We start from the raw sequence: 24226 nt of genomic DNA on the forward strand, positions 1-24226 counted from the left end.
ATGCGCGGCACTCGATACATCTGCCCTACGGAGGTTCATTATGGCCACAGGCACAGTTAAATGGTTCAATTCTACAAAGGGCTTCGGCTTCATTCAGCCTGAAGATGGCGGCGCAGATGTATTCGTACATATCTCTGCAGTTGAGCGCGCAGGTCTGCGTGATCTCAATGACGGCCAGAAAATCAATTACGAACTGGTGCGCGACAAGAAGTCGGGCAAGATGTCGGCGGATCAGCTGAGCGCTGCTTAAGGCATCGCCAGCGGGAGCCCGTGACGGCGCTCCGCAATGACAGACCAGAATGAAACAGGCCGGACGAAAGTCCGGCCTGTTTTCGTTTAGAGCGCCGGAAAAGAGCCGCCAAACCAAGAAAAACAACCGCACTCTGGCGCTTTTGGCCATGTTGAGGCATCCTGTCAGGCGAGACTTTGATCGTAGCAGGGGAGGACGCGAATGCGCTGCTTTACGGTACTTGGACCCTCGCAGACCGGAAAATCCACGCTCGTGGAAAAACTCGGCGCGCTGGAGGGCGCGCCCAAAAAGTCGGTCTCGCCCTACGGGCTCAATCTGACGGAATTCACCTTCGGCAAAGAAACATGGTGCGCGCTGGACACGCCGGGCGGCAATGAAGCCGTGGCCCATGCGCAGGATGCATTGATGGCAAGCGATGCCTGTATCCTGTGCGTGTCGCCCGTGCCGGAAGAGGCGGTGCTCGCCGCCCCGTACCTCAGGGTCATAGAGGCGTCGGGAACGCCCTGCATCGTCTTTGTCAATCGCATCGACGAGCCACGGGGGCGGATTCGCGATGTCATTGCCTCGCTGCAGGGCTATTGCAGCCATTCCCTTGTTCTGCGGCAGATTCCCATCCGCGAAGGCGACAAGATCGTCGGGACATGCGACCTGATTTCGGAACGGGCCTGGCGCTATCGCGAAGGCCAGACATCGGCTCTGATCGCCATTCCGGAAAGCGAGCGCGAACGGGAACACGAGGCGCGCGCCGAACTGCTTGAACATCTCTCAGAATTCGATGACTGGCTGCTGGAAGAGCTGATCGAAGACCGCGAGCCGCCCAGTGACGCCGTCTTCGCCATCTCGTCGCGCGTGTTGCGGGAAAACAAGATCATTCCGGTCCTGCTGGGCGCCGCCAGCCACAGCAATGGCATGCTGCGGCTGATGAAAGCCCTGCGCCATGAAGCGCCGCCCGTCGATGCCCTGCGCAAGCGTCTTGCCGCGTCCAACAGCACGCCGGAAAACGCGCTGGCAGCCGTCGGCTTTCATGCCTATCACCGCCAGAACATCGGCAAGACCGTGCTGGTGCGCGCGCTGAAGGAGGGTCTCAAGCAGGGCGCGCTTCTGGGCGGCGGGCGTCTTGGCCCGGTGCAGGACCCCGGAACCGGGCGTCCCACGGCGTCGGGAACCGCAGCGCCTGGCGATGTGTTCAGTACAGTCAAGTCGGATCACCTGCCGGTGCCGTCTCTGCTGACAGTAGATGCAGCCATGGCGGCGCCGGAGTGGACGACACCGCCCACACCCATGCTGGAGCGCATCCTCGTGCCCGAAAGCGAGCGGGACGAAACAAAGCTTTCCGAAACTTTGGCGAAACTGGTGGAAACGGATCGCGGGCTCAAGGTGGCGCAGGAAGAGGGCACCGGTGCCCAGCTTGTCAGCGTGCAGGGGCCAGTGCATCTGCGTGACCTGTGCAAAACCCTGGCGGAGGTCTTCCACGTCAATGTCACCGACCGCATGCCAAGCCCGGTCTACCGCGAGACGATTTCAAAACCCGCCGATGTTCACTACCGCCACCGCAAGCAGACCGGCGGCGCGGGGCAGTTTGCCGACGTGAAACTGAGCGTGCATCCCAACGGGCGCGGCGAGGGCTTTTCCTTCGGCGAAACGGTAAAAGGTGGAGCAGTGCCGCGCAACTACATCCCCGCGGTGGAAGCAGGCTCGCGCGAGGCCATGGAACGGGGGCCCTTGGGCCTTCCGGTCATCGATGTCGGCGTGATGCTGACCGATGGCCAGCACCATTCGGTCGACAGTTCGGAATTTGCCTTCCGCGCTGCGGCCAAGATGGGTGTCCGGCAGGCGCTGTCGGAAGCCTCGGCCGTGCTCATGCAGCCGGTCTTCCGCATCGAGATTCACATACCATCGGTCTACTCAGGCAATCTCGTGCCCATTGTATCCGCCTTCAAGGGGCAGGTTCTGGGCTTTGACCGGGATGACAACACCAAGGGCTGGGACGTTTTCCGGGCGATGATTCCCGGCAGTTCGCTGGACGAGCTGGGGCGGGCCTTGCGCTCGGCCACGCAGGGCATCGGCAGCTTTTCCAAGACCTTTGATCATTTCGAGGAGCTTTACGGCAAGGAGGCCGACGCCATCGTCACCGCGCAGGCTGCGCACGCCCATTGAGCGGGCGCCGGGCCGTCCCGATGGGACAGCCCGGCGTGCAATCAGGATTGTGTGCCGCTGACGGAAGCAAAGAACGCTTCCGGGCTTTCCACCTCGACGAGACGCCGTTTCTCGATCAGCCAGAACCGGTTACCGACCGCCCGAACAAAGCTGCGGTCATGCGAGACCAGCAGGCAGCTGGCCTCATGCGCCATCAGTTCGGACTCCAGCGCTTCCTGCCCGTCAATATCCAGATGGTTGGTCGGTTCATCCAGCAGGAAGAAGTTCGGATTGGCCAGCCGCAGCACCAGCATGCCCAGCCGCGCCTTCTGCCCGCCCGACAGCACGCTGTTGGGCTTGTTCTGGATATCGATGCCAAGTCCGGCCCCGGCCAGAAGGGTGCGCGTGCGCTGGTCGCCGATATCGAACCGCCGGCTGATCGTGTCGAACGGCGTGTCACGGTCCGGCAGGTCGGCCAGCGCCTGGTCGCCATAACCAAGCACCAGCGACGGTGTCGCCTTGACGGTGTCCGGCGATGCCAGCGGATCGGTGATGGCATGCCGGATCATGCCGACGAGACGCGACTTGCCCGTGCCGTTGGCACCCAGAAGCACGATGCGGTCGCCCTGGCATATCCATTTCCTGCCGGTTTTGAACAGCGGCGTACCATCCGGCGTCTCGACGGACGCATCATCGAGCGTCACCAGCACCTTGGCGTGCGTGCCGCTGTTGGCAAGGCGGATCGCCCCGGCCGACCGTTCCTGATGGGCGGGCCGCGCCGCGTCCTCCAGCTTTTCCGCCCGCTGTTTCAACTGCTTCGTTTTCACAACCAGGAGGTCGCTGCCGGAATTGATGCCGATATTGTTGAGCTTGGCCGCCTGCTGGCGCAGCTGTTGCGCCACCTTCATATCCCGCTCGTAACGCCGCGCTTCCGCCGCGTCGATCTCGTCCAGCGCCACCCGGGCCCGCGTGTAGGGCAGGGCGAAGGCATGCGAATTCTCCGGCCGCAGGAACAGGGTTCTGTTGGTCGTCGCGTCAAGAAAAGCCCGGTCGTGGCTGCAGATCACCACCGGCACATCGCGGGGAAGATTGTTCAGCCAGTCTTCCAGCTGCGCAATCTTGGCAAGGTCGAGATGGTTGGTCGGCTCGTCCAGCAGCAGCACGTCGGGGTCGGTCACCCAGACGCGGGCAATCAGCGCAAGCCGCTGCCAGCCGCCGCTGAGCTGGCCGACGGTGCGCTCGCGCAAGACATCCGGCACGTCGAGCGAGGCGAGCACGACATCGACGCGCCAGCTTTCGGTCTCCTGCTGCTCGGCGGACAAGGCCTGCAGGACCATGTCGTAGAAGGTGGTGCTAAGAAGAGCATCCGGTATGGCCTGCTCGACATAGCCGATGCGCAGGCCGCGCGTGCGGGTGATGTCGCCGGTGGTCGAATCGAGCGTTCCCGCGAGACAGCGCAACAGGGTGGACTTGCCGCGGCCATTGGCGGCAACGATGCCGAGCCGGTCACCCGCGCCCACGACAAAACTCAGCTTGGTGAAAAGCGGGGCCCCAAGGGTGACGCCGAGGTTTCTTACATTGATCAGTGCCATTTTATTCTCTGGTCTGCCGGGCCATGTGCTGCGACGCAGTTCTCTGCTGCTGTCGTCTGGTGCACGAAACGGTGGGATAACCGCGTTGGCTCGGTGGGTTGTGAAGAGACGCAAGGCCGCTCAAAAAGCGAGCAGACGCTGCGTGACCACGAAGGGCAGACCTGGAATGGGTATGGAAGATGTTTCCGGTCAGCCCTGCAAACGTATCTGCAGGGCGTTGACGGGGCCACGCTGGCGATGATGCCGGAAGAACGTATTCATGCGCAGCCCTCCTTTCCTGAATTGAGCTAACTGCTCATTAACATCGGTTGCAACAAATGTCTATTGCCTAGGCATAAAACATTAGAGCGGTTTGCGACCATATTGAATCGTTCTGCCGGAGGGAATTTGGTTCAAGGTCGAGGGGTTTGGCGAGACCGATGCCTTTCCATCGGGCGAAGCCGAAGCCCGATGGCATTGGGCCAAATTCACCCGGCCCTTCGGGTTTCCGGCTGGCGGACACCCACTTTGTCAGGCAGCGTCGTCCGATGGATAAACATCGGCCTCGCTACCTTCCGCGTGGATTGTCTCGCCATCCGGGAAACAGAACTGATCCAATATGGCCGCAAACCGCTCTAACGCGTGGCGATGCGCGATGATGATGGCAGGTGTTCCACCACGACAAGGCGCGAGACTTCGCCGCGCTGGAACGCTTTGAGGAAGCGGCGATAATCCTTGAAAACCACGCATCCGTTCGAATCGCCGCGCGGTCCCAGCATGTAGGTATGGGCGAGCAGGCCGTTGCGGCCGAAGGCATTGCGGCCGTCGACCGGCGTCAGGCGGATGGCCGCGACGCCGTGGAAAAGCTGTTCGCGCATGGTCAGATTATAGGTGTGCGGCGGTGTCGGCCCGCGGTTCGATTCGCGCGTGTAGCGGGGATTGTCCAGCATGTGGCCCATGCCCGAATGCGCTTCAAGCCGCTCGCCATTGGGCAGATAAACCGTGCGCGCCGAGATATCATAGACAGCGACGCCATTGCGCGAGCCGCCGAATAGCGATCCGAACAGGCTTTTCGATTTGGGCATGGCTTCGACGGCCGCATCATCCGGGCGGATGGAAGCCATCTTCACGTCAGGCCGCTGTTTTGCCGGAGCGGTAGGGGCTGGCGGAAAGGTTCCGGCTGCCACCTTCGGCCGTTTCGAAGGCAGGGGAACATCAACCGTGTCCTGCGCGTCATCGGATGAGGCCGCGTCGTCCGGTGCCACGCTGGCGGTCTTTCTGTCCGGTGCATCTTCCGGCACGGGTACGGCGACTTCAAGGTCCGGCGCGAGCGGCCCCATCATCGGGTTGCTTTCGGTTGCCGAGGGCGCGTAGCTGGCGAGGATCGGTATTTCCGGTTCGTGGCGGCGCTTGTCCACGAGATCGGGCTGGGCGTTGAACGGATTGTCCGAGGCCGTGGCCAGCGCGGCGCCCGCAGCGGCGATTTCCAGTTTTTCCCGGTCGGGGGCAATGGCAGGCAGCGGTATGGAACCAACCGGCTTGCTGTCGAGCGTGGACCGGCCGTTTGCCGCCAGCGCCAGGGCGCTGTTGGCCATTGCGGCGCGGATTGCGTTCTGCACCTCGGCGTCGACCGGGCCGGACGGCGTATTGAGAAGCGCGGTGACGTCGGATTCGGACAATGGCGCCGTGTCGAGCATCACGAGAGCGGAGGCGGGTTCTGCGAAGGCTTCGTCATGGCTGACGACGACGCGGTCCGCCGTATCGGCATTTTTTGCCTCCGCCAGTGCGCCGTGGGGAATGCGGTGCCGCAATTCGGGATTGAGCGCCGCCAGTGCGGCGCTGTTCGGCCTGCGGACCTTCAGGGTGCCGGGATCGACAAGCGCAATCGTGTCGAGCGCGTGGGAGCCATGGTGCAGCACCGCCGGGCTTGCGGCGAAGGAAGCCACCATTTTTTGGGTCGTGCTGATGGTCGCCAGAACCCATACGGTGGCGGCTATGCCGACGCCGATGGCCAGCGCGCTGACAAGCCCGCCGCGCGGTTTGCCCACGCGAAAGGCTGAAGGGTTAAAGGAACCAGCCTGCCTGAATGTATCGGTCGCGAACGCCATCGTACTCTTTTTCCAAACGCTTACTCAAACCTGCGACTTGCCCCGAAGGGGTTCGCCACGGCCAATACCAACCATCAGGCACGGAACACGCGTGTCTGGCGTCAATTGCCGACTGCCTGGGAGCATGAAGAATCTTGGTTACTAATTTCTTTATGTATCGGGGTCTTGTTGATCACGAATTGCCACAGTGCCGAAAAGAACATTGTTGATAATGCGCGTCCGGAACCATATCCGCGCGCTGCCCGCATCGATCGCGTCTTGCGCAAATGATGGCGGAGCCTATTAATGAAACCCTCGGGTTTCATCTTTCCTCAAAAGTTAATTTCGAGAGGACATATCCATGGAAAAAGGTTCAAAAAGGGCCATATTGTGGCTACTTGCGATTCCCTACATCGGACTTCTCTGGGTTCCCTTCTATAATTCCCGCGAACCGGAACTGCTCGGCTTCCCCTTTTTCTACTGGTATCAGCTGGCTTTCGTGCCGTTGACCGCCCTTGTCACCTGGATCGTCTACCGGAGTGTACGCTATGACGACTAATCTTGATCCGGTTGCCGTTTCGGTTTTTGTCTTCTTTTTCGCTCTCGTCACGGTGCTCGGGTTCGTTGCTTCCCGCTGGCGCGCGCCCAAGACCATGGCGCACATCGATGAGTGGGGCCTGGGCGGGCGCAATTTCGGCACTTGGATCACCTGGTTTCTCGTCGGCGGCGATTTCTATACTGCCTATACGGTGATCGCGGTTCCGGCGCTGGTCTATGCGGTCGGCGCCTACGGTTTCTTTGCGCTGCCCTACACGATCATCGTCTATCCCTTCGTCTTCATGGTCATGCCGCTCCTGTGGAAACGGGCCAAGGACAATGGCTACGTGACTGCCGGCGATGTGGTATTCGGGCAATACGGCTCGCGCGGGCTGGAGCTGGCAGTGGCGCTCACCGGCGTCATCGCGACGATGCCCTATATCGCCCTGCAGCTGGTCGGCATGGCCGCCGTGCTGCAGGCTCTGGGCTTGACCGGCGAGCTGCCGCTCGCGGTCGCCTTCGTCATCCTCGCGCTTTACACCTATTCGGCGGGGTTGCGCGCGCCCGCGCTCATCGCTTTCGTCAAGGACATCATGATCTATATCGCTGTCATTGCCGCGGTAGCGCTCATCCCGGCGAAACTCGGCGGTTATGCCAATGTGTTCGCATCGGCGGATGCGGCCTTCAAAGCCAAGGGCTCGGGCAGTCTGCTGCTCGGCGGCAACCAGTATGTGGCCTATGCAACCCTCGCGCTCGGCTCGGCGCTGGCGGCCTTCATGTATCCGCATACGCTGACCGGCATCTTTGCCTCCAACAGCGGCAACACCATCCGCAAGAACGCGGTGATGCTGCCGGCCTATACGCTGCTCCTCGGCCTGCTTGCTCTCCTGGGCTATATGGGCCACGCCGCCCATCTCAATGTCTCCAGCCCGAACCAGGTGGTTCCGGCGCTGTTCCAGACCCTGTTCCCCAGCTGGTTCGCCGGTTTTGCCTTCGCCGCCATTGCCATCGGCGCGCTGGTTCCCGCCGCGGTCATGAGCATCGGTGCTTCCAACCTCTTCACCCGCAATTTCTGGAAGGCCTATGTCAATCCGCAGGTGACGGATGCGGGGGAGGCGAAGGTCGCCAAGGTGACATCGCTGATCATCAAGATTGGCGCGTTGCTGGTCATTGCCTTCCTGCCGACGCAGTTTGCATTGGACCTGCAGCTGCTCGGCGGCATCTGGATCCTGCAGACCCTTCCGGCGCTGGTGTTCGGGCTCTATTCAAACTGGTTCCGCGCACTGGGCCTGCTGGCCGGATGGCTCGTCGGCTTTGGCGGCGGCACCTATCTGGTGTGGATCAATGGCTTGAAACCGCTGCAGGCCATCAGCCTCGGCGGCGCGCCATTCACGGTCTATATCGGGCTGCTGGCGCTGGCCGCCAATATTGCCGTGGCGGTGCTGGTCAATCTCGTCACGGTTCCGGCGCGCAAGCCTGCGTGAGCCGCGCGCTCACGGAACTGCCAAATAAAAACGCGCGCCGAAAGGCGCGCGTTTGACATGCTGTTGTAATCGGCCGCGCCGCCCGTTTCAGACGAACTGGCTGAGGCCCGGGATCGAATTGACGACTTCGTCCACCACGTCGCTGCCGGCCTTTTCACGGGCAAAGGCAATGGTTTCCTTGGAAATGCCGGAGATTTCGCTCATGCCGAGGCCAGCGCCCATCAGCTTGGAGCCGAGGCCCATGACGCCGGGCATCAGACCGGACAGGAAGCCGCCGCCGGAATTGGCATCGGCAATGGCCGCATCCGCGCCGGGGATGCTGCTGATCAGGTCGGTTGCCTTGGCCGGACCTTCCTTCTGCAGGAAAGCAAGGATGAGGCCGACGGCCTTCTTTGCGGTTTCCGGATCGGTGCCGACATTGGCGGTAATGCGCGCGATAAGTTCGTCCATGAGCCTAATCTCCCGTCTGTCATGAATTACGTTTACGTAATATGCGGATATCATCGGCCTTGCAAGCCACTGCGTCAATCTGGATCAGCGGGCATGACATTCCTTGCGCGGCGAAATGCTGTTGTGGCACGCGAAGATGACACAAAAACGTCAGCAATTTCAGCGCCGCCTTGCAATCTTATGCATGAGTCCCGGCTGCGAGGCATTGTCCCCCGGGCATCCGGCCTTTATATCGGATGGCAGAAACACCACAGTGAAGAGGATCACCCCCCATGGCCGCTGACGACAGTATCTTCCTTGGTGCGAGCCGCAAACCGGATGACAGCTATCAGCAGGCCGAAGCGCTGCTGCTGAAATATGGCAACCGCCACGGGCTCATCACCGGCGCGACAGGGACGGGCAAGACCGTCTCGCTGCAGGTCCTGGCGGAAGGTTTTTCGCGCGCGGGCGTTCCGGTCTTCTGTGCCGACATCAAAGGCGATCTGTCGGGTATCGGCGCGAAGGGCGAGGAAAAGGATTTTCTGGTCAAGCGGGCGGCGGAGGTCAGGCTCGACCCCTATGCGCTTGAGGCGTCGCCGGTCATTTTCTGGGATATTTTCGGCGAACAGGGCCATCCGATCCGCGCCACCATTTCCGAAATGGGGCCGCTGCTGCTCTCGCGCCTGATGAATCTCACCGAGGCGCAGGAAGGCGTGATGAACATTGCCTTCAAGATTGCCGACGAAGAGGGGCTGCTGCTGCTCGACATGAAGGACCTGCAGGCTCTGCTGGTCAATATCGCCGAGCGTGCCGAGGAAATTTCCGCGCGTTACGGCAATGTCACCAAGCCGTCCGTTGGCGCCATCCAACGTTCCCTCCTGGTGCTTGAGCAGCAGGGCGGGACGAAATTCTTTGGCGAGCCGGCCCTGCGCATCGCCGATATCATGCGCACGAGCACCAATGGCCGCGGCGTGGTCAGCGTGCTGGCCGCCGACAAGCTGATGATGAATCCGCGGCTTTATTCCACTTTCCTGCTCTGGCTCCTGTCGGAGCTGTTCGAGGAACTGCCTGAAATCGGCGATCCGGAAAAGCCGCGCCTCGTCTTCTTCTTCGACGAAGCGCATCTTCTGTTCAATGAGGCACCGAAAGCCCTGCTCAACCGGGTGGAGCAGGTGGTGCGCCTTATCCGTTCCAAAGGTGTCGGGGTCTATTTCATTTCGCAGAATCCGCTTGATGTGCCGGAAACCGTGCTGGCGCAGCTTGGCAACCGCGTTCAGCATGCGCTGCGGGCCTATACGCCGCGCGAGCAGAATGCGGTAAAGACGGCGGCCGATACCTTCCGCCCCAATCCGGATTTCAACACCTTCGCCGCGATTACAAACCTGTCCACCGGCGAAGCGCTGGTGTCGACCCTGGCGGAAAAAGGTGTGCCGTCCGTCGTGCAGCGCACGCTGATCCGCCCGCCGGCGGGACGCATCGGCCCGTTGACCGTGGACGAGCGGCAAAAGCTGATCAACGCCAGCCCGGTCGCCGGCCAGTATGACCAGATGATCGATCGCGAATCCGCCTATGAGGTGCTGCAGAAAAAGGCGGCGCAGGGACAGGCGGAGGCCGGTGCCGCGAAGGAACAGGAAGCCGACAGCACCAGCGGCTGGCGCCTGCCGGATATTCTGGGCGGCGGCAGCAGCACGCCGGGCCCGCGCGGCGGCCAGCCCCGTGCCCGCCAGACGGTGGCGGAAGCAGCGATGAAATCGGTCGTCCGTTCGGTTGGCAGCTCGCTCGGCCGCGCGCTGGTGCGCGGCATTCTGGGAAGCCTGAGCAAGCGCTAGAGCGGGAGCATTTCCTGACTCAGTAAGTTTTTCATCGGCTGCCTGTGCAGCCGATCTGCGGTGGTGCGCCCTTTGCCGTGAGCGGATCATCGCGAATAAAATTGGTATTGTTTTTTAATAATTGGTATTTCTTTTCTGATGGGCTTTGTCTCAGAACTTGCAAAAATGTGCAAAAAAACACCAGTTTTAGCGACTTTCGTCGAATTGCGCTCAATTGTCATTGAGGCCAATCTAATACCAGTCATCGCATTGTTTCGAATGATGACGGGGTTGATTTTCAAGCTTGGCTTCTGTGCAAGGGGGGAGCCTCCGGCAACGAAGCCTCTATTTTGGGGGTATTTCGATGAACAAATTCATATTGAAGGCTGTAAGCCTTGCGCTGGTCTCTTCAGTATTCGCCGGATGTAAAGATGACTCAAAGTCTGTTTCGGATATGCCGAACCCGACTTTTTCTGAGATCAATGACAACCTTGCAACGCTGGACACTGCGTCGCAGGCCAACAAACAAACAATCGAAAAGCAGGGCCAATTGCTCGTTCTGGCTGAACTAGCCCAGAAAGAGCACAATTCTGACATTTCCAAGGAGATTGCCAAGATCAATACCTCGCTCGCAGAATTAAAAACCGAGCTTGGCAAAAAGGATGATTCAGAGACGCGTGACAAAGTGCGCCAGGAGTTGGACAATCTCAAAGGCCTGGTGGAAAAGATGCCGAAAATGGAGCCGGATCAACTGAAGGAAGTTCAGGCTGCATTGAATCAATTGAGCGGAATTACTGCGCAGTTGAAACAGGATGCGTTGCCAAAACAGGATGTATTCGACCGTATTGCCAAGTTGGAGGTCGCAGCTGCCGGGCTGGCGGAAAAGACCGCGGGCCCCTTTTTCTGTGCCGCAGAAGAATCGAACGATATTGCTGCCTCCACGCCCGCATCGCTGATCGATAAAAACCCTGTACCGGCAGTTATACCCCGACTGGCGAAATGGCAGGGCGGCGCAGAGAGATTCAGCCTGACACCTAACAGCCGTATTGTTTTTGAATATTCAAATGGGGAATTTTTGAAGCCAGTTGCAGATAAACTTGCAAAGGATATTGCTGAGATAACGGGTATCACCCTCAAAGTCAGTGCAGATATCAAGATAAAAGATGGCGACATTGCACTTAGCCTGTCGCCGTGTAACACATCCGTGGCCAAGAGACTTGGCAGAGACGGTTATACGCTGTTGATAGACAAAGCCGTGGTTCTGCGTGGCAATCCAGCTAGGGAATCTGTAAACAAAGCCAGCAGTGTTTTTTATGCCTCTCGTACAGTGCTGCAAATGCTCGCGCTCGGCCGCCAAGCAGCCGGGGCACAAGGATCTATTCCCAAAGGTTTTGCCATTGACTATTCACGTTATGCAGAACGCAGCGTCATGCTGGATGTGGGCCGTAAGTTTGCGGACAAGGAATTCTTGAAGAACTACATACGCTTTATGGGTTGGTACAAACTCAACAGACTGCATCTTGGCTTGAGTAACAATGCAACGAAGGCAAACGCCGACGGAACGACAAATGGAGCTTTCCGGTTGAAGAGCGACAATGCAACGTTCAAAGGTTTGATTCCAAAAGATAATCAATATTACACCAGACAGGACTGGAACGAATTGGAGGACGTTGCTGCTGAAAATGGCGTGGAAATCGTTCCAGAGATAAATTCACCCGGGCATTCCGTTCCATTTGCCGCTGATAGGTCAGATCTGGCGTTTGCTGACAAATATAAAATGCAAATGCTCGATCCGACGAAGCCTGAGACTCTCGAATACATGAAAAAGGTATTTGCCGAGTTCTTGCCATGGTTCAAGTCGAATACAATACACATTGGTGGTGACGAGCTCTTTGTAAAATCGGACACGAACATCACTACGAAGCACGCAATTTCTTATCTCAATGAGCTGGGAGGTTATCTGATTTCGCAAGGGAAGGCTGTGAGACTCTGGGGTGATGGAGAATATCGTCCCGAACAAGATAAGCGCTTTATCGTTGAGCGTTGGATTAACTGGACTGATGAAGCGAATGTAAGCTGGAAATCTCACGGTTACAATTGGATTGAATCCTATGGAGACTGGTACATCGTCCCTTTTGGGCCAGAATACTTTAATCCGCAGGGTATTCGCGGCGATACACTTTATGCGAAGTGGAATAATAGTCTTCCAAATAAGATAGCTGAAGCTCCTCTTGGCGGGCAGATTTGCGTCTGGAACGATTATGGAATTGGGAGTGATGCGGAGCCAGCGAAAAATTATGCATGGGAAAAAGAGGTTAATGACCTTCTCAAGGATGCGATTCCTGCCGCGGGCCAAGTATTCTGGCAGGGAAATGCTCAAGATACTGCGGGAGAAATTATACCTTATCCAGTGTTGCGTCAAAGCATAGCAGTTTTACAATACGGCCCAGGCGTTACAATGTTCAGCGGGTCACCAATCCGCGACAAGTGACGACGCTGCTTGGTTTTGAGACGCTGAAGCAGTGAAGGCGCGGCCGGTGCAGCGGAGCGGGTACCGGTCTTTGCGTTAGCGGGCTACTGCCCCATATCTGCCGGTATCTGCCCACAAGACAGCACTTCCGATCAGTCTGGACAAGGCGTGATGAACACCACAGGCAAACCCTTGACGCGGCCGCGCCACATGCGGCGACTGATCGCCGCCTTTCTCGCTGCCGTGCTGGCCATGGCCGGAACCGCTTTTGCCAAGGACAGCGAAGCGGTGATCGGCGGCGTGCCGGTCCATGTGTGGGAACCGGACCAGCGGACAATTGCCCGCCAGCCGGTCATTTTCTTCTCGCATGGGTTCCACGGCTGTTCGACCCAATCCAAATTCCTGATGCGGGCTTTTGCCAAGGCGGGCTATATCGTCTTCGCACCCAATCATCACGACGCGACCTGCAACAATGGCGACCAGAGCATTCTCGACAAGCCGCAGGTCTCCTTGCGCAAACCGCTGCGCTGGACGGAGGCGACGTTCAGGAACCGCGCCGAGGATTTCAGGAAAGTGATTACAGCCCTGAAGGGCGACCGGCAATGGAACAGCCGGATCAACTGGAATGAAATGGGGCTCGCGGGCCATTCCCTCGGCGGCTATACCGTGCTGGGCATGAGCGGCGCCTGGCCCGGCTGGCGTATCGATGGCGTCAAGGCAACGCTTGCCCTGTCGCCCTATGTCGGCCCCTATCTGCACCGGGATTCGCTGCGGCATCTCGAAGCCCCGGTCATGTACCAGGGCGGGACGCGCGATATTTTTGTGACCCCGAAGGTGCGGCGGCCCGGCGGTGGCTACGACCTGTCGAAAGGCCCGAAATATTACGTGGAATTTCTGGGCGCGGGTCATCTGACCTGGACCGACCTCGGCCTGTTCACCCGCACGCGCATCAGCGAAGCCAGCGTCGCCTTCATGGACCGCTATGTCAGAGGCAAGACCGGCGATGCGCCGCTCAGCAGCCTTGCCGGGCGGTTCGGCGTGTCGGATTTTCGCTATGAACCCCGGTGATTCGGCGATCGGAAGACGGGTTCTGCGGTCTCACGAATTGTTTATCGCCCGGTGAACGGTGAAGGCATGGCGCGGGCCGCGTTTCTGTTGCGGGAGGGCAACAGTTCGCCGCCCGCCTTGTTTGTGCCATATTGCCAACGGTCCGCTGCCACATTTTATGTGCGTTTAGAGCTGGTAAACCCGATCCATGCTATCTCACAACCCATCTCCCACCGCTAAATTGGTTCAATGATGCAAAACACGATTTCCCGCCGCGGTTTCCTGACTGCATTGACCGCAACAGCGGCCGCCGGCCTCGCCGGTTGCGCCGCAATCCCGGATATGCCGGTTATCAAGGTCGACGATAACGGCCAGCCGCTTGCACCGCAGGCGGATGTCGATTCGGCTTTCGGCTCCTACGAAGCCATGTATGCGGCGCGCGAGGACGACGGCTATCAGCTGCCCGCGATTCCGATCAAGAGGATGAACAAGCGCTATCTGCGTCAGATCGTGCAGGATCCGACCGGCGAACAGCCCGGCACCATCGTCGTCGATACCCAGAACAAGTTCCTCTATCTGGTGCGCGAAGGCGGTCAGGCGATCCGCTACGGTGTCGGCATCGGCCGCGAAGGCTTTGCCTGGTCCGGCCGCGCGGTCATCCAGTGGAAGCGCCACTGGCCGACCTGGACTCCGCCGGATGAGATGGTCGCCCGCCAGCCGGAGCTGGTGCAGTACAGCGCCCGCAATGGCGGCATGCAGCCCGGCCTGACCAATCCGCTCGGCGCCCGCGCCCTCTATATCTTCCAGAACGGCCAGGACACGCTCTACCGTCTGCATGGCTCACCGGAATGGTGGTCCATCGGCAAGGCGGTTTCGTCGGGCTGCGTGCGCCTGATCAACCAGGACATTATCGATCTCTATGATCGCGTGCCGAACAAGACGCCGATCCTGGTGATGTAATCCATCGCCTCTATCCGCATGGGAAGGCCGGTAACCCCAGGGTTGCCGGCCTTTTCTATGCGTCCAAAGAAAAGCAGACCCGGCAAGGGGTCCGCCAAGGAGCCGTATCCTGAGGGGAGCGGGGGGAAATGATACGGTGCGTTTTCTCACAACATTTGAAGTCCGGAACTGACAAACGGCTCAATGCTGCCGTGTCATAGTGGACCGGCGATATTCCGATGTGCAATTCATCAAAAGTATGAGAAGCCCTGGTTTGACGCGGAAAAGTGCTGGTTATGGCGGTCCGTTTGTCGCAATTTGCGTTCCGCAGTGTCTGAACCATTGACCTTGCGGTCGAATAACCCTTCGATAGGCGACCTATTCTCAGCGACGGAATCACTCTCATGGCAGTCAATACAGCAGCGCAATCAACCACCTGGACCTATGTCGACGGTGACTGGCACGAGGGCAACGTGCCCCTGATCGGGCCGCGCAGCCACGCCATGTGGCTGGGCTCGACGGTTTTTGACGGCGGGCGCTGGTTTGAGGGCGTCTCGCCCGATCTTGACCGCCATTGCGCCCGGGTGAATGCCTCCGCCGCCGCGCTTGGTCTCCAGCCGACCATGAGCGCGGAAGACATCGTCGGGCTCGCCCGCGACGGGTTGAAAAAATTCGATGGCCGGATCGCCGTCTATATCCGGCCGATGTACTGGGCCGAGCACGGCGGCTATATGGGTGTGCCTGCCGATCCCGATTCAACCCGCTTCTGTCTCAGCCTGTACGAATCGCCGATGCAGGAGCCCACGGGCTTCTCCGTCACCGTTTCACCCTTCCGCCGCCCGAGCTTCGAGACCATGCCGACCAACGCCAAGGCCGGTTGCCTCTACCCCAACAATGGCCGCGCCATTCTCGAGGCCAAATCCCGCGGTTTCGACAATGCGCTGGTGCTCGATATGCTGGGCAATGTCGCCGAAACCGGCAGCTCGAACATTTTCATGGTCAAGGACGGGCACATTTTCACGCCCGCGCCCAATGGCACGTTCCTGTCCGGCATCACCCGCGCCCGCACGATCGACGTGCTGGCCGACTACGGTTTCCGCACGACGCAGGCGACGCTGACGGTGCAGGATTTCCTCAACGCCGACGAGATTTTCTCCACGGGGAACCATTCGAAGGTCGTGCCCGTTACCCGTATTGAAGGCCGCGACCTTCAGCCGGGTCCGATCACCAAGAAGGCGAGGGAGCTCTACTGGGAATTCGCCCACTCCACGCCGAAAATTTAACGCTGAAACCGGATCAAACCGAAATATTGATCCATTCCGCATTGCCCCCGGGGAAATACGGACCGAGAGCCTTTCTCGCCTAAATAGAAACAGTTCTGTTTCTCGGATGGCGAGACAATCCACGCGGAAGGTAGCGAGGCCGATGTTTACCCATCGGACGAAGCTGCCTGACAAAGTGGGTGTCCGCCAGCCGGAAACCCGAAGGGCCGGATGAATTTGGTTCAAATCCATCGGGGTTTGACTTCGCCCGATGGGTAAACATCGGTCTCGTCAACCCCCTCGACCTTGAACCAAATTCTTTCCGGCAGAACTATTCTATTTAGGTGAGAAAGGCTCTATGTAAACAGCGCAGGTTTTGTCAGGATTGGCCATCACCCCGCAACGGGGAACACCCGGTGCCAATCCCGATCACAGATTGAATCGAAGAGGAGACTTCCATGGCTTTCGAACTGCCCGCACTGCCGTATGATTACGACGCGCTCGCCCCCTTCATGTCGCGCGAGACGTTGGAATATCATCATGACAAGCACCACAAGGCTTATGTTGACAACGGCAACAAACTGGCTGCCGAAGCCGGTCTTGAAAATCTCTCGCTTGAAGAGATCGTCAAGCAGTCCTATGGCAAGAATGCCGGCCTTTTCAACAATGCCGGCCAGCATTACAACCACCTGCATTTCTGGCATTGGCTGAAAAAGAACGGCGGCGGCAAGAAGCTTCCGGGCGCTCTGGAAAAGGCCATTGACTCGGATCTCGGCGGCTACGACAAGTTCCGCACCGATTTCATCGCTGCCGGTACCACGCAGTTCGGCTCCGGCTGGGCATGGCTCTCCGTCAAGAACGGCAAGCTTGAAATTTCCAAGACACCAAACGGCGAAAACCCGCTGGTTCATGGCGCAACGCCGATCCTCGGCGTCGACGTATGGGAACACTCCTATTACATCGACTACCGCAATGCCCGTCCAAAATACCTCGAAGCTTTTGTCGACAGTCTCATCAACTGGGATTACGTCCTCGAACTCTATGAAAAAGCCAAATAAGCTTTTTCCCGCGTGATGTTGATGAAAGGGCCCCGTCATGGATGGGGCCTTTTTATATTGTCCGCCCGGCCAGCCGGAGCCAGTGTCCCTACAAGCGCCATCACAGAATACGAATAATCCAGCTGTCGTCAAGTCTTATTGCAAATGATTTTCATTTGCATATAGTGGGCATAGCCCTGGCGAACACCGCAAGGAGGTGTCCGCCAAGGCGAGGGCAGGAAAATCTAGTGTCCGACAACCACCGTATCGTCTGGCCCGAGCAGGCGCCCGTCATCGGAGCGCAGCTCCAGCCGCCGCACCGGTTTACCCGTTTCGCGGTCGACCAGTTGAACCTTCGCCTGATAGCTGTCGGAGTAGTATTCTTCACCCCATTGCCGCAGGGCGACAAGCAGCGGGAAGAGATCGCGGCCTTTCTCGGTCAGCACATATTCATTGTAGGCGCTGCCGTCGGCGCAGGGTGCGATTGTGAAAATGTCGTGGGCAACGAGATTGCGCAGCCGCGTCGACAAAATATTCTTGGCCAGGCCAAGACTTCTCTGGAATTCCCCGAAACGCCGCGATCCCTCAAACGCGTCGCGTATTATCAGCAGTGACCACCAGTCCCCTATCGCATCCAGTGGCCTTGCCACCGGGCATGGATCATCCTTGTGGCTCGTTCGCTTGACCATTGTAGTCCCCCTTTTTTTGGTCGCAGAGCAGTGCCCATCTTATCGTTCCCTCTGCGAAGGGTGGTTGCAATGTAAAACCAATGGAGCTATGACGCAACAGGTTTTAATTTGCAACCAAATTCGCAGAGGGACGCGATGAAGCTTGAACAGGACGATAATCTGGTCATTGGCGGTGGACAAGCGGTCTATGCAGATGAAATTGCTGAAAAAACGCCTTTCAGCGGGTCGCAGGCCATAGAATTCTCCCGATCGCTGGCACTTTTGTTTGCCGTTGCCTGCGGACTGGCCGTGGCGAACGTCTATTTTGCCCCGCCGCTGCTCGATGCCATGGCCGATAGTTTTGGCATGAGCCATGCCACCATCGGCATGATCGTCTCGATTTCACAGGTCGGTTACGGGCTTGGCCTGCTGCTGATCGTGCCGCTGGGCGATCTGATCGACCGCCGCCGGCTGATTGCCGGCCAGTCAATCCTCTCCGCACTGGCGCTGTTGGCGGTTTGCTTCGCCCCGACATCCCTGGCCTTGCTGGTGGCGATGGCCGCCATCGGCCTGTTTGCCGTTGTCACGCAGGCGCTCGTTGCCTATGCCGCCAGCCTGGCGAAGCCGCATGAGCGCGGGCAGGTGGTTGGGATCGTCACCAGCGGCATCGTCATCGGTATTCTGCTTGCCCGCACCATTGCCGGCGGCATGGCCGATCTGGCGGGCTGGCGCTCGGTCTATGCCGTCTCCGCCGTGCTGACGCTGATCATTGCGGCGCTGCTGTTCCACTTCCTGCCGCGCAACGAAGTGCGGCGGACGAAAATCGCCTATCCGAAGCTGATCGGATCGGTTTTCCGCCTGTTCGTCGAAGAGCCGGTGCTGCGCATCCGCGCCATCATTGCCATGTTCATCTTCGCCGACATCACCATGCTGCTGACGCCGCTGGTGCTGCCGCTGAGCGCGCCGCCCTTTTCGCTGTCGCATACCGAAATCGGGCTGTTCGGTCTTGCCGGTGCTGCCGGAGCCCTGGCGGCCTCGCGGGCAGGGCGCTGGGCCGACCGGGGTCATGCGCAGCGTACCACGGGCATTGCCCTGGCCATCATGCTCCTGTCGTGGATACCGGTCGCTTTCATGCAGGTGTCGCTGTGGTTCCTGATCATCGGCGTTATCACCATCGATTTCGCCCTGCAGGCCGTGCATGTCTCCAACCAGAGCCTGATCTACCGCGTGCGCCCGGAAGCACAGAGCCGCCTGACGGCGGGCTATATGATCTTCTATTCGATCGGCAGTGCGGCGGGGTCGCTCGGTTCCACGCTGATTTATGCCTATGCGGGCTGGGCGGGCGTGACTCTGGCCGGTGCCGGCATCAGCACCATGGCCCTGATATTCTGGGCGCTGACCCGCCGCCTGACGCCGGCCGGTGCGATGGATCAGCATTGACGATCAGGCCATATGCGGCACGCGGGCATGCATGGCCCCGGCGATGACATCAAAATCCTCCGGATTGATGGCAAGCACGCCGAAGCGGAACTGGTAGCCCCAGTTCTGCCTGCCGCTGGTGAAGCTGAGCCTGTCGAGCAGCGGGCGGATCTCCGCTTCCGTCGCATCGAACCAGCTGATGTTGCGGCGCCATGGCACGAATCCTTCGCCCATGTCGAAGCGGTAAGCATCTTCCGCCTGCACCATGCCGATGGCGGTGAAGGCCTGCAGCCGGTCCTTGCCGCCCAAAATCTCGGTCGGTGAATAATAGATCACACCGTCGCCGGGCTTGATGCGCTTCAGCGGGCCTTCCTTGCCATGGCACACCTGCATGAAGCCGTCCTGCAGGCCGCGGCGGACATGTTCCGCCGAAGCAACCGCGATCCAGTGGCCGTTCATTGCGCTGTTCCCTGTTCCGGGGTAGCGGCAAACATCCGCAACCGGTGGCCGTCCGGATCGAGGGCGACAAAGGTGTAGCCGAAATCCATGTGCACCGGCGCCTGAACGATCGGCAGGCCGCGTGCCGCCCAGTCCTTATGGGTTGCTTCGACATCGCTGTCCGTATCCACGCTGAACACGAGTTCACTGCCCGAACCAATGCTGGCAACGGCGGGTTGAACCTTATCGTGTGCCCAGATGCCGAGCAGCAGGCCGGAATCGAGCGCAAACATGGCGAAATTGACTGTTTCTTCAAGCGGTTCGCGCTTGAGCAGGCCCGCATAGAAAGCACGGCTGGCGGGTGCATTGGCAACATAAAGAATCATGAGATTGGGGTTGGCCATAATGTGTCTCCTCTGCTTGTGACGGGAGCAGCATAGAACGGCATACTGCCAGTTTCTGGCAGTAGCGGTCAGCTTGGCTGGGCTATGCCTTGCGTCTCGCGCCATTCCTTCAAAAGGACCTGCCGCCGCCTGGGATAACGAATGTCCGTTGCGTCGAGCCGCGACAGTCGGTCGGTGCGGAAATGCCGGAAATCCTGGCGCAATTCGCACCAGGCGACGATGACGCGCACCTTGTCGAAAAAACCCAGCGCAAAGGGCCAGATCAGACGGCTGGATGGACTGCCATTGCCGTCGCGGTAGGTGATATCGAGCTTGCGCTCGCTGCGGATTGCTTTGCGCACGGCGGCGAGGTCGATGCCATCGCTTGCCGGTCCCTCTGCGGGACCCACGAGCAGGGCAGAGGTATCGACGCTGTCGCGCAGATCATCCGGCAGCACCGCTGCGATCTTGTTGAGGGCATCGCGCGCCGCCGTGGAAAGCCGGTTGTCCGGCTGTTTGGCCACCCAGCGCGAGCCGAGCACCAGCGCTTCGATCTCCTCCTCGGTAAACATCAGGGGCGGCAACATGAAACCGGGGCGCAGCACATAGCCGATGCCGGGCTCGCCCTCGATATGGGCGCCCTGCGCCTGCAGGGTGGCGATGTCACGATAGAGCGTGCGGATGCTGATGCCGGTCTCCTCCGCCAGCACCTTGCCGCTGACCGGACGGCGATAGCGGCGCATGGTCTGGATCAGGTCGAGAAGGCGCTGGGATCGGGACACGGTTGCTCACCTGCGGGGTTGCATTGTCACATCATGCCATATTTTGGCAGTGGTTGCGAATTCAGAGTCTCGGCCGTTCGTTGATGACGTTCTGCAATCTGGACAGTTGTTTTGAAAGCCAGCAGGTGTTGGCGCATACAAGGCCGGTGATGTGGATCATGTTCTGAAATTCTTTTTGCGGAGAACGGTCGAAAATTGCTGCGTGATGGGCAATGTCATTGCGGAAGCGCCGCATGCTATCCAGACGGGCACGGATATATTCACGGTTTTCTCGTGGACCCGCATGCGGAAATGCAGCCTTGACCCCATCTGCCCACAACTGCTTGTCGTAGGCGGCGGTCATGAGAGAGACCCAAAAGCCCAGTGACAAACCGGCGACAATGTGGTCCTGGCTGAGCATTGCGGCATGCTTCTTTCTCTCCCTTCGCACGGTATCGATCAACTCATCCTTCATTCGCGCCGGAAGAAGATGGATGAACCGGGGATTCTCGTACCAGCGGCTGTGAAATCGTCCGACGACCGGCTTTTGAATGGCGTTACGCGCAGCAACTTCCGCGAATTGCATCGGCAGGTACAAGGATTCGCAAAGACGTGCGTTCCAGATATAGAGTCTGAGTGCCAGATGCCGGTCACCGCCGGCGGCTGGCATATAACGAGTGAGACGGGCAGGAGACAGGGTGCTTTCGATATCGGAATGGACGGCTGGCAGGCACGAAAACGGATATTGCATTCCTTTCCACCCTATCTTAAATTTCGAGTGTGGGCTGCGGATGTGATCACTGCGCCGAGCGTAAATCTGCTGCAGACAAAAAGGAGGGCGGGCCGGAAGGCGCCGCCTTCATCTTTTCAGGCCTTTCAAATCTGCATATTGAACGCCGGGAAGCTATAGGATTTTGGTCGTAGCCACGCTAGGCCTTGTTGGCTTCCAGATAGGGCGCATAGAGGCTGCCGTCGCTGGCCGAACGCCGGAATTCCAGCACTCGCTGGCAAAAGGCGTCGAGTTCCGGATCGTCGGTCAGCATATTCAGGATGAAACCGGTTTCGTCCCGCGCCGCGCTGCCGCCGTGGTGACCGGTGCGCTCGATCCAGAAGCTGGGGAAATTCTGCTGCGGGCGGCATGAATTGGATGAACTGACGGCATATTGGTAAAGCCAGGCATAGCCCTGGATCAGCGGCTGGATCGTGTGAGCCTCGATCCGGTCGCGCGATACATTGTCCGTGTAGCAGGAATGGAAAACCAGTTCGACCTTGCCGGCATGTTCCTGCCAGAGTTCGGGAAAGGCCCAGTCAAGGCAAATGAGAAAGCCGCAGCGCACGCCCTTGATATCAAGGCTGAGCGGTGTGTCGCCCGGGGCAAAGGCGCGCAGATCGTTGATCGAGCAGCGCCGCTTGTCATAGCGCCCGGCAATCGCGCCCGTATCGTCAAACACGAACAGCGCATTGGTGGGCCGGGTGTGCGCATGATCCCAATGCACCGAACCCGTAACGATCCAGATCGCGTGGGCGCGGGCCGCCCCGGCAATCCTGTCCATGGCGGCGTTGAGCGTTGCCCATTCGAACTCATCCCAGGATGGCCATGTCGCCGCGCCATAGCCGGAGAGGGCGCATTCGGGAAAATGCACGACGTCAGCACCGGCAGAGGCGGTGCGGGCGATGAGATCGAGCATGTGGGTCAGATTGGCGTTGATGTCATGCGAAACGGGGAACTGGCAGGTGGCAACAGTCAGCCGGGCAGGCCTGCCGCGCGCGGAAGGCGGGACATCCCAGACGTGGTCGGCGCGTTTTTTCTTCACGGGCTCTTCCTTCGACTCACCAGCACCACGGAGTTTACCCGATTGCCGCCAATGCAAGAACCGGCGCGATGGACGCGGAGCGGACATTTCGGGTGGCAAAATGGTTAAGTCATCAATTAAGTATTGGTTGCATCGCCGGCAATCGCATGATACTTAAGTATTCACTTAATGAAACGATACAACGGAGGAAGCCATGACTGTACGTTCCGTCAACCATGCGACCATCAGGGTCGAGCGCACCTATGATGCCTCGCCGGAGCGCGTCTTTGCCGCCTGGTCCAGCGTCGAGGCGCTTTTGCGCTGGAACGCCATGGGTGATGACTGGCACATGGCCTATGATCACTTCGATTTTCGTGTCGGCGGCGGTGAAGTCTTCCGTTTCGGCAAGACCGGTGGTGAAACCTATATCAGCACCGGTTCCTATCAGGATATCGTGCCGAACGAACGGATCATTTCCGCAGGCACGATGAGACGCGAAACGACACCCATTTCCAGCAGCATCGTGACCGTCGACCTTGCGCCGGCAGGCAAAGGCTGCCGCCTTGTCCTCACCGAACAGGCGGCCTTTCTTGATGATGAAGACAAGCCGGAATACCGCCAGGCCGGCTGGAGCGCCATGCTCGACAATCTCGGAGAGGCATTGAAAAACCAGGGCGCACCGGTCTGATCAGGGCGCTGAAACGATCCATTCGGCAAAGGCGGTCATGGCTGGCGTCGGCGTGCGCGATTGCAGCCGCGTCAGCCAGTAGCTTCCCAGCGAGATCGAGGTCTGGAACGGCTGCTCAATGGCGCCTGCGGCCAGGTGGCGTGAAAACATCATCGGCGGTGCGAGAGCAACGCCGATCCCCTGCAGGGCGGCTTCCATCATGGCCAGGGACGAGTCAAACACGATGGCTTTGTTCAATTGCGGCGAGGCGGGAACGTTGGCCGCGGCGAACCAGTTGTTCCACTCATCCATGCGGTAGCTTCTGAGCAGAGTGTGACTGGCGAGATCGGCGGGCTCCAGCAGCGTCTCGGCCAGCTGCGGCACGCACAGCGGAGAAAGCGGCGCTTCGAACAGGCGGGTCGCATCCGTGCCGTGCCAGGCGCCGTTGCCAAACCGGATGGCAAAATCCAGCCCTTCCGCCGCCATGTCGACGCGATTATTATTGGTCGACAGCCGGACCTCGATAAAGGGAAATTGCCGCTGGAAATCCGGCAGTCTTGGCAGGAGCCAGCCGACGGCGAATGTGCCGACCGCCCCCAGAAGCAGCAGCTCGCGGACCTGCCCGCCTTCGATCCGGTCGAGCGTATCGGCCATCCGGTCGAAGGAGCCTGTCACCACGGGCAATAGCGCTTCGCCTTCCGCCGTTATCTTCAGGCCGCGCGGAAGGCGCAGGAAAAGCGGCACTCCGAGGCGCATTTCCAGGCTTTTCACCTGTTGGCTGACCGCCGCCTGCGTCACGCACAATTCGATGGCCGCGCGGGTGAAACTCAAATGCCGCGCGGAAGCTTCAAAGGCTCTGAGGCCGTTGAGGGGGAGAAATGGCCGAACCATGTGTGCCCTAATTTTTCTTATGTCTGCCCCGAGATATCATGTTTTGACAGGGCTTCCCAGCCGGTTAGATAGATGCGGCTCAGCAGGTCTGCGGCGCGGAGCGGAAGCCGGTCTTATGGCTGGCAATCTCCCTGACCAGCACCTGCGGG

22 protein-coding genes are annotated in these 24226 nt (G+C 59.4%); 12 read left to right on the forward strand and 10 right to left on the reverse strand.

Features of this window, described 5'->3' with window-relative positions:
* Positions 1-40: 40 nt before the first annotated feature.
* Positions 41-250 carry a cold-shock protein gene (locus C5750_RS23245; RefSeq protein ID WP_162700345.1) on the forward strand — a complete coding sequence of 70 codons (210 nt, stop codon included), beginning with the start codon at positions 41-43 and terminating at the stop codon, positions 248-250.
* Positions 251-451: 201 nt separating this feature from the next.
* Positions 452-2407: an elongation factor G gene (locus tag C5750_RS23250; protein WP_105737230.1), complete on the forward strand. Its 1956-nt coding sequence runs from the start codon at positions 452-454 to the stop codon at positions 2405-2407.
* Between the two features lie 41 nt (positions 2408-2448).
* Here the strand turns inward: C5750_RS23250 and C5750_RS23255 are convergent, their stop codons facing one another.
* Entirely contained in the window at positions 2449-3978 is a 1530-nt protein-coding gene (locus C5750_RS23255; protein ID WP_105737232.1) for an ABC-F family ATP-binding cassette domain-containing protein, read from the reverse strand.
* Between the two features lie 614 nt (positions 3979-4592).
* Positions 4593-6065: a tlde1 domain-containing protein gene (locus C5750_RS23260; RefSeq protein WP_245421219.1), complete on the reverse strand. Its 1473-nt coding sequence runs from the start codon at positions 6063-6065 to the stop codon at positions 4593-4595.
* Positions 6066-6405: 340 nt separating this feature from the next.
* Here C5750_RS23260 and C5750_RS23265 point away from each other — a divergent pair, with 340 nt between their 5' ends.
* Positions 6406-6603, forward strand: coding sequence for a DUF3311 domain-containing protein (locus C5750_RS23265; RefSeq protein WP_105737234.1), 198 nt, complete (start codon positions 6406-6408; stop codon positions 6601-6603).
* Entirely contained in the window at positions 6593-8065 is a 1473-nt protein-coding gene (gene mctP / locus C5750_RS23270) for a monocarboxylate uptake permease MctP (protein ID WP_105737236.1), read from the forward strand. Before C5750_RS23265 ends, mctP begins: the two co-directional genes overlap by 11 nt.
* Positions 8066-8152: 87 nt before the next feature.
* On the opposite strand, the gene C5750_RS23275 is transcribed toward mctP, so the two are convergent.
* A complete protein-coding gene (locus C5750_RS23275) occupies positions 8153-8515 on the reverse strand; it encodes a hypothetical protein (RefSeq protein ID WP_105737238.1) in 363 nt (120 codons plus the stop codon).
* Between the two features lie 272 nt (positions 8516-8787).
* On the opposite strand from C5750_RS23275, the gene C5750_RS23280 reads away from it, so the two are divergent.
* From C5750_RS23280 to C5750_RS23305, 6 genes are all read left to right on the forward strand, one after another.
* Entirely contained in the window at positions 8788-10323 is a 1536-nt protein-coding gene (locus tag C5750_RS23280; protein ID WP_105737240.1) for a helicase HerA-like C-terminal domain-containing protein, read from the forward strand.
* Positions 10324-10666: 343 nt separating this feature from the next.
* Positions 10667-12793, forward strand: coding sequence for a family 20 glycosylhydrolase (locus C5750_RS23285; RefSeq protein WP_105737242.1), 2127 nt, complete (start codon positions 10667-10669; stop codon positions 12791-12793).
* A gap of 150 nt (positions 12794-12943) precedes the next feature.
* A complete protein-coding gene (locus tag C5750_RS23290; RefSeq protein ID WP_105737244.1) occupies positions 12944-13840 on the forward strand; it encodes an alpha/beta hydrolase family protein in 897 nt (298 codons plus the stop codon).
* Between the two features lie 231 nt (positions 13841-14071).
* On the forward strand, positions 14072-14779 hold the full coding sequence (locus C5750_RS23295; RefSeq protein WP_105737374.1) for a L,D-transpeptidase: 708 nt from the start codon (positions 14072-14074) through the stop codon (positions 14777-14779).
* A 383-nt stretch (positions 14780-15162) separates the two neighbouring features.
* Complete coding sequence (locus C5750_RS23300) at positions 15163-16041, forward strand: branched-chain amino acid aminotransferase (RefSeq protein WP_105737246.1); 879 nt, start codon at positions 15163-15165, stop codon at positions 16039-16041.
* 437 nt (positions 16042-16478) lie between these two features.
* Positions 16479-17078: a superoxide dismutase gene (locus tag C5750_RS23305; RefSeq protein ID WP_105737248.1), complete on the forward strand. Its 600-nt coding sequence runs from the start codon at positions 16479-16481 to the stop codon at positions 17076-17078.
* A gap of 224 nt (positions 17079-17302) precedes the next feature.
* Here the strand turns inward: C5750_RS23305 and C5750_RS23310 are convergent, their stop codons facing one another.
* Positions 17303-17746, reverse strand: coding sequence for a winged helix-turn-helix transcriptional regulator (locus C5750_RS23310; protein ID WP_105737250.1), 444 nt, complete (start codon positions 17744-17746; stop codon positions 17303-17305).
* A gap of 135 nt (positions 17747-17881) precedes the next feature.
* On the opposite strand from C5750_RS23310, the gene C5750_RS23315 reads away from it, so the two are divergent.
* On the forward strand, positions 17882-19165 hold the full coding sequence (locus tag C5750_RS23315) for an MFS transporter (RefSeq protein WP_105737252.1): 1284 nt from the start codon (positions 17882-17884) through the stop codon (positions 19163-19165).
* A gap of 3 nt (positions 19166-19168) precedes the next feature.
* Here C5750_RS23315 and C5750_RS23320 read toward each other — a convergent pair whose 3' ends face one another.
* From C5750_RS23320 to C5750_RS23345, 5 genes are all read right to left on the reverse strand, one after another.
* The gene (locus tag C5750_RS23320; protein WP_105737254.1) at positions 19169-19603 is read right to left on the reverse strand and encodes an EVE domain-containing protein; all 435 of its coding nucleotides are present in this window, start codon (positions 19601-19603) and stop codon (positions 19169-19171) included.
* Positions 19600-19986 carry a VOC family protein gene (locus C5750_RS23325; protein WP_105737256.1) on the reverse strand — a complete coding sequence of 129 codons (387 nt, stop codon included), beginning with the start codon at positions 19984-19986 and terminating at the stop codon, positions 19600-19602. Before C5750_RS23325 ends, C5750_RS23320 begins: the two co-directional genes overlap by 4 nt.
* Positions 19987-20054: 68 nt before the next feature.
* Positions 20055-20747, reverse strand: coding sequence for a helix-turn-helix transcriptional regulator (locus tag C5750_RS23330; protein ID WP_105737258.1), 693 nt, complete (start codon positions 20745-20747; stop codon positions 20055-20057).
* A 61-nt stretch (positions 20748-20808) separates the two neighbouring features.
* Positions 20809-21477 (reverse strand): Abi family protein, encoded by a 669-nt coding sequence (locus tag C5750_RS26415; protein WP_110003314.1) that lies wholly within the window; start codon positions 21475-21477, stop codon positions 20809-20811.
* Between the two features lie 178 nt (positions 21478-21655).
* A complete protein-coding gene (locus C5750_RS23345) occupies positions 21656-22540 on the reverse strand; it encodes a carbon-nitrogen hydrolase family protein (protein ID WP_158531292.1) in 885 nt (294 codons plus the stop codon).
* A 193-nt stretch (positions 22541-22733) separates the two neighbouring features.
* Here C5750_RS23345 and C5750_RS23350 point away from each other — a divergent pair, with 193 nt between their 5' ends.
* Positions 22734-23207, forward strand: coding sequence for an SRPBCC family protein (locus C5750_RS23350; RefSeq protein ID WP_105737266.1), 474 nt, complete (start codon positions 22734-22736; stop codon positions 23205-23207).
* Here the strand turns inward: C5750_RS23350 and C5750_RS23355 are convergent, their stop codons facing one another.
* Positions 23208-24077 (reverse strand): LysR family transcriptional regulator, encoded by an 870-nt coding sequence (locus tag C5750_RS23355; protein ID WP_105737268.1) that lies wholly within the window; start codon positions 24075-24077, stop codon positions 23208-23210.
* Between the last annotated feature and the right edge of the window lie 149 nt (positions 24078-24226).

Origin of the sequence: Phyllobacterium myrsinacearum (genome assembly GCF_002980555.1) — a bacterium.
Lineage (GTDB): Bacteria > Pseudomonadota > Alphaproteobacteria > Rhizobiales > Rhizobiaceae > Phyllobacterium > Phyllobacterium myrsinacearum.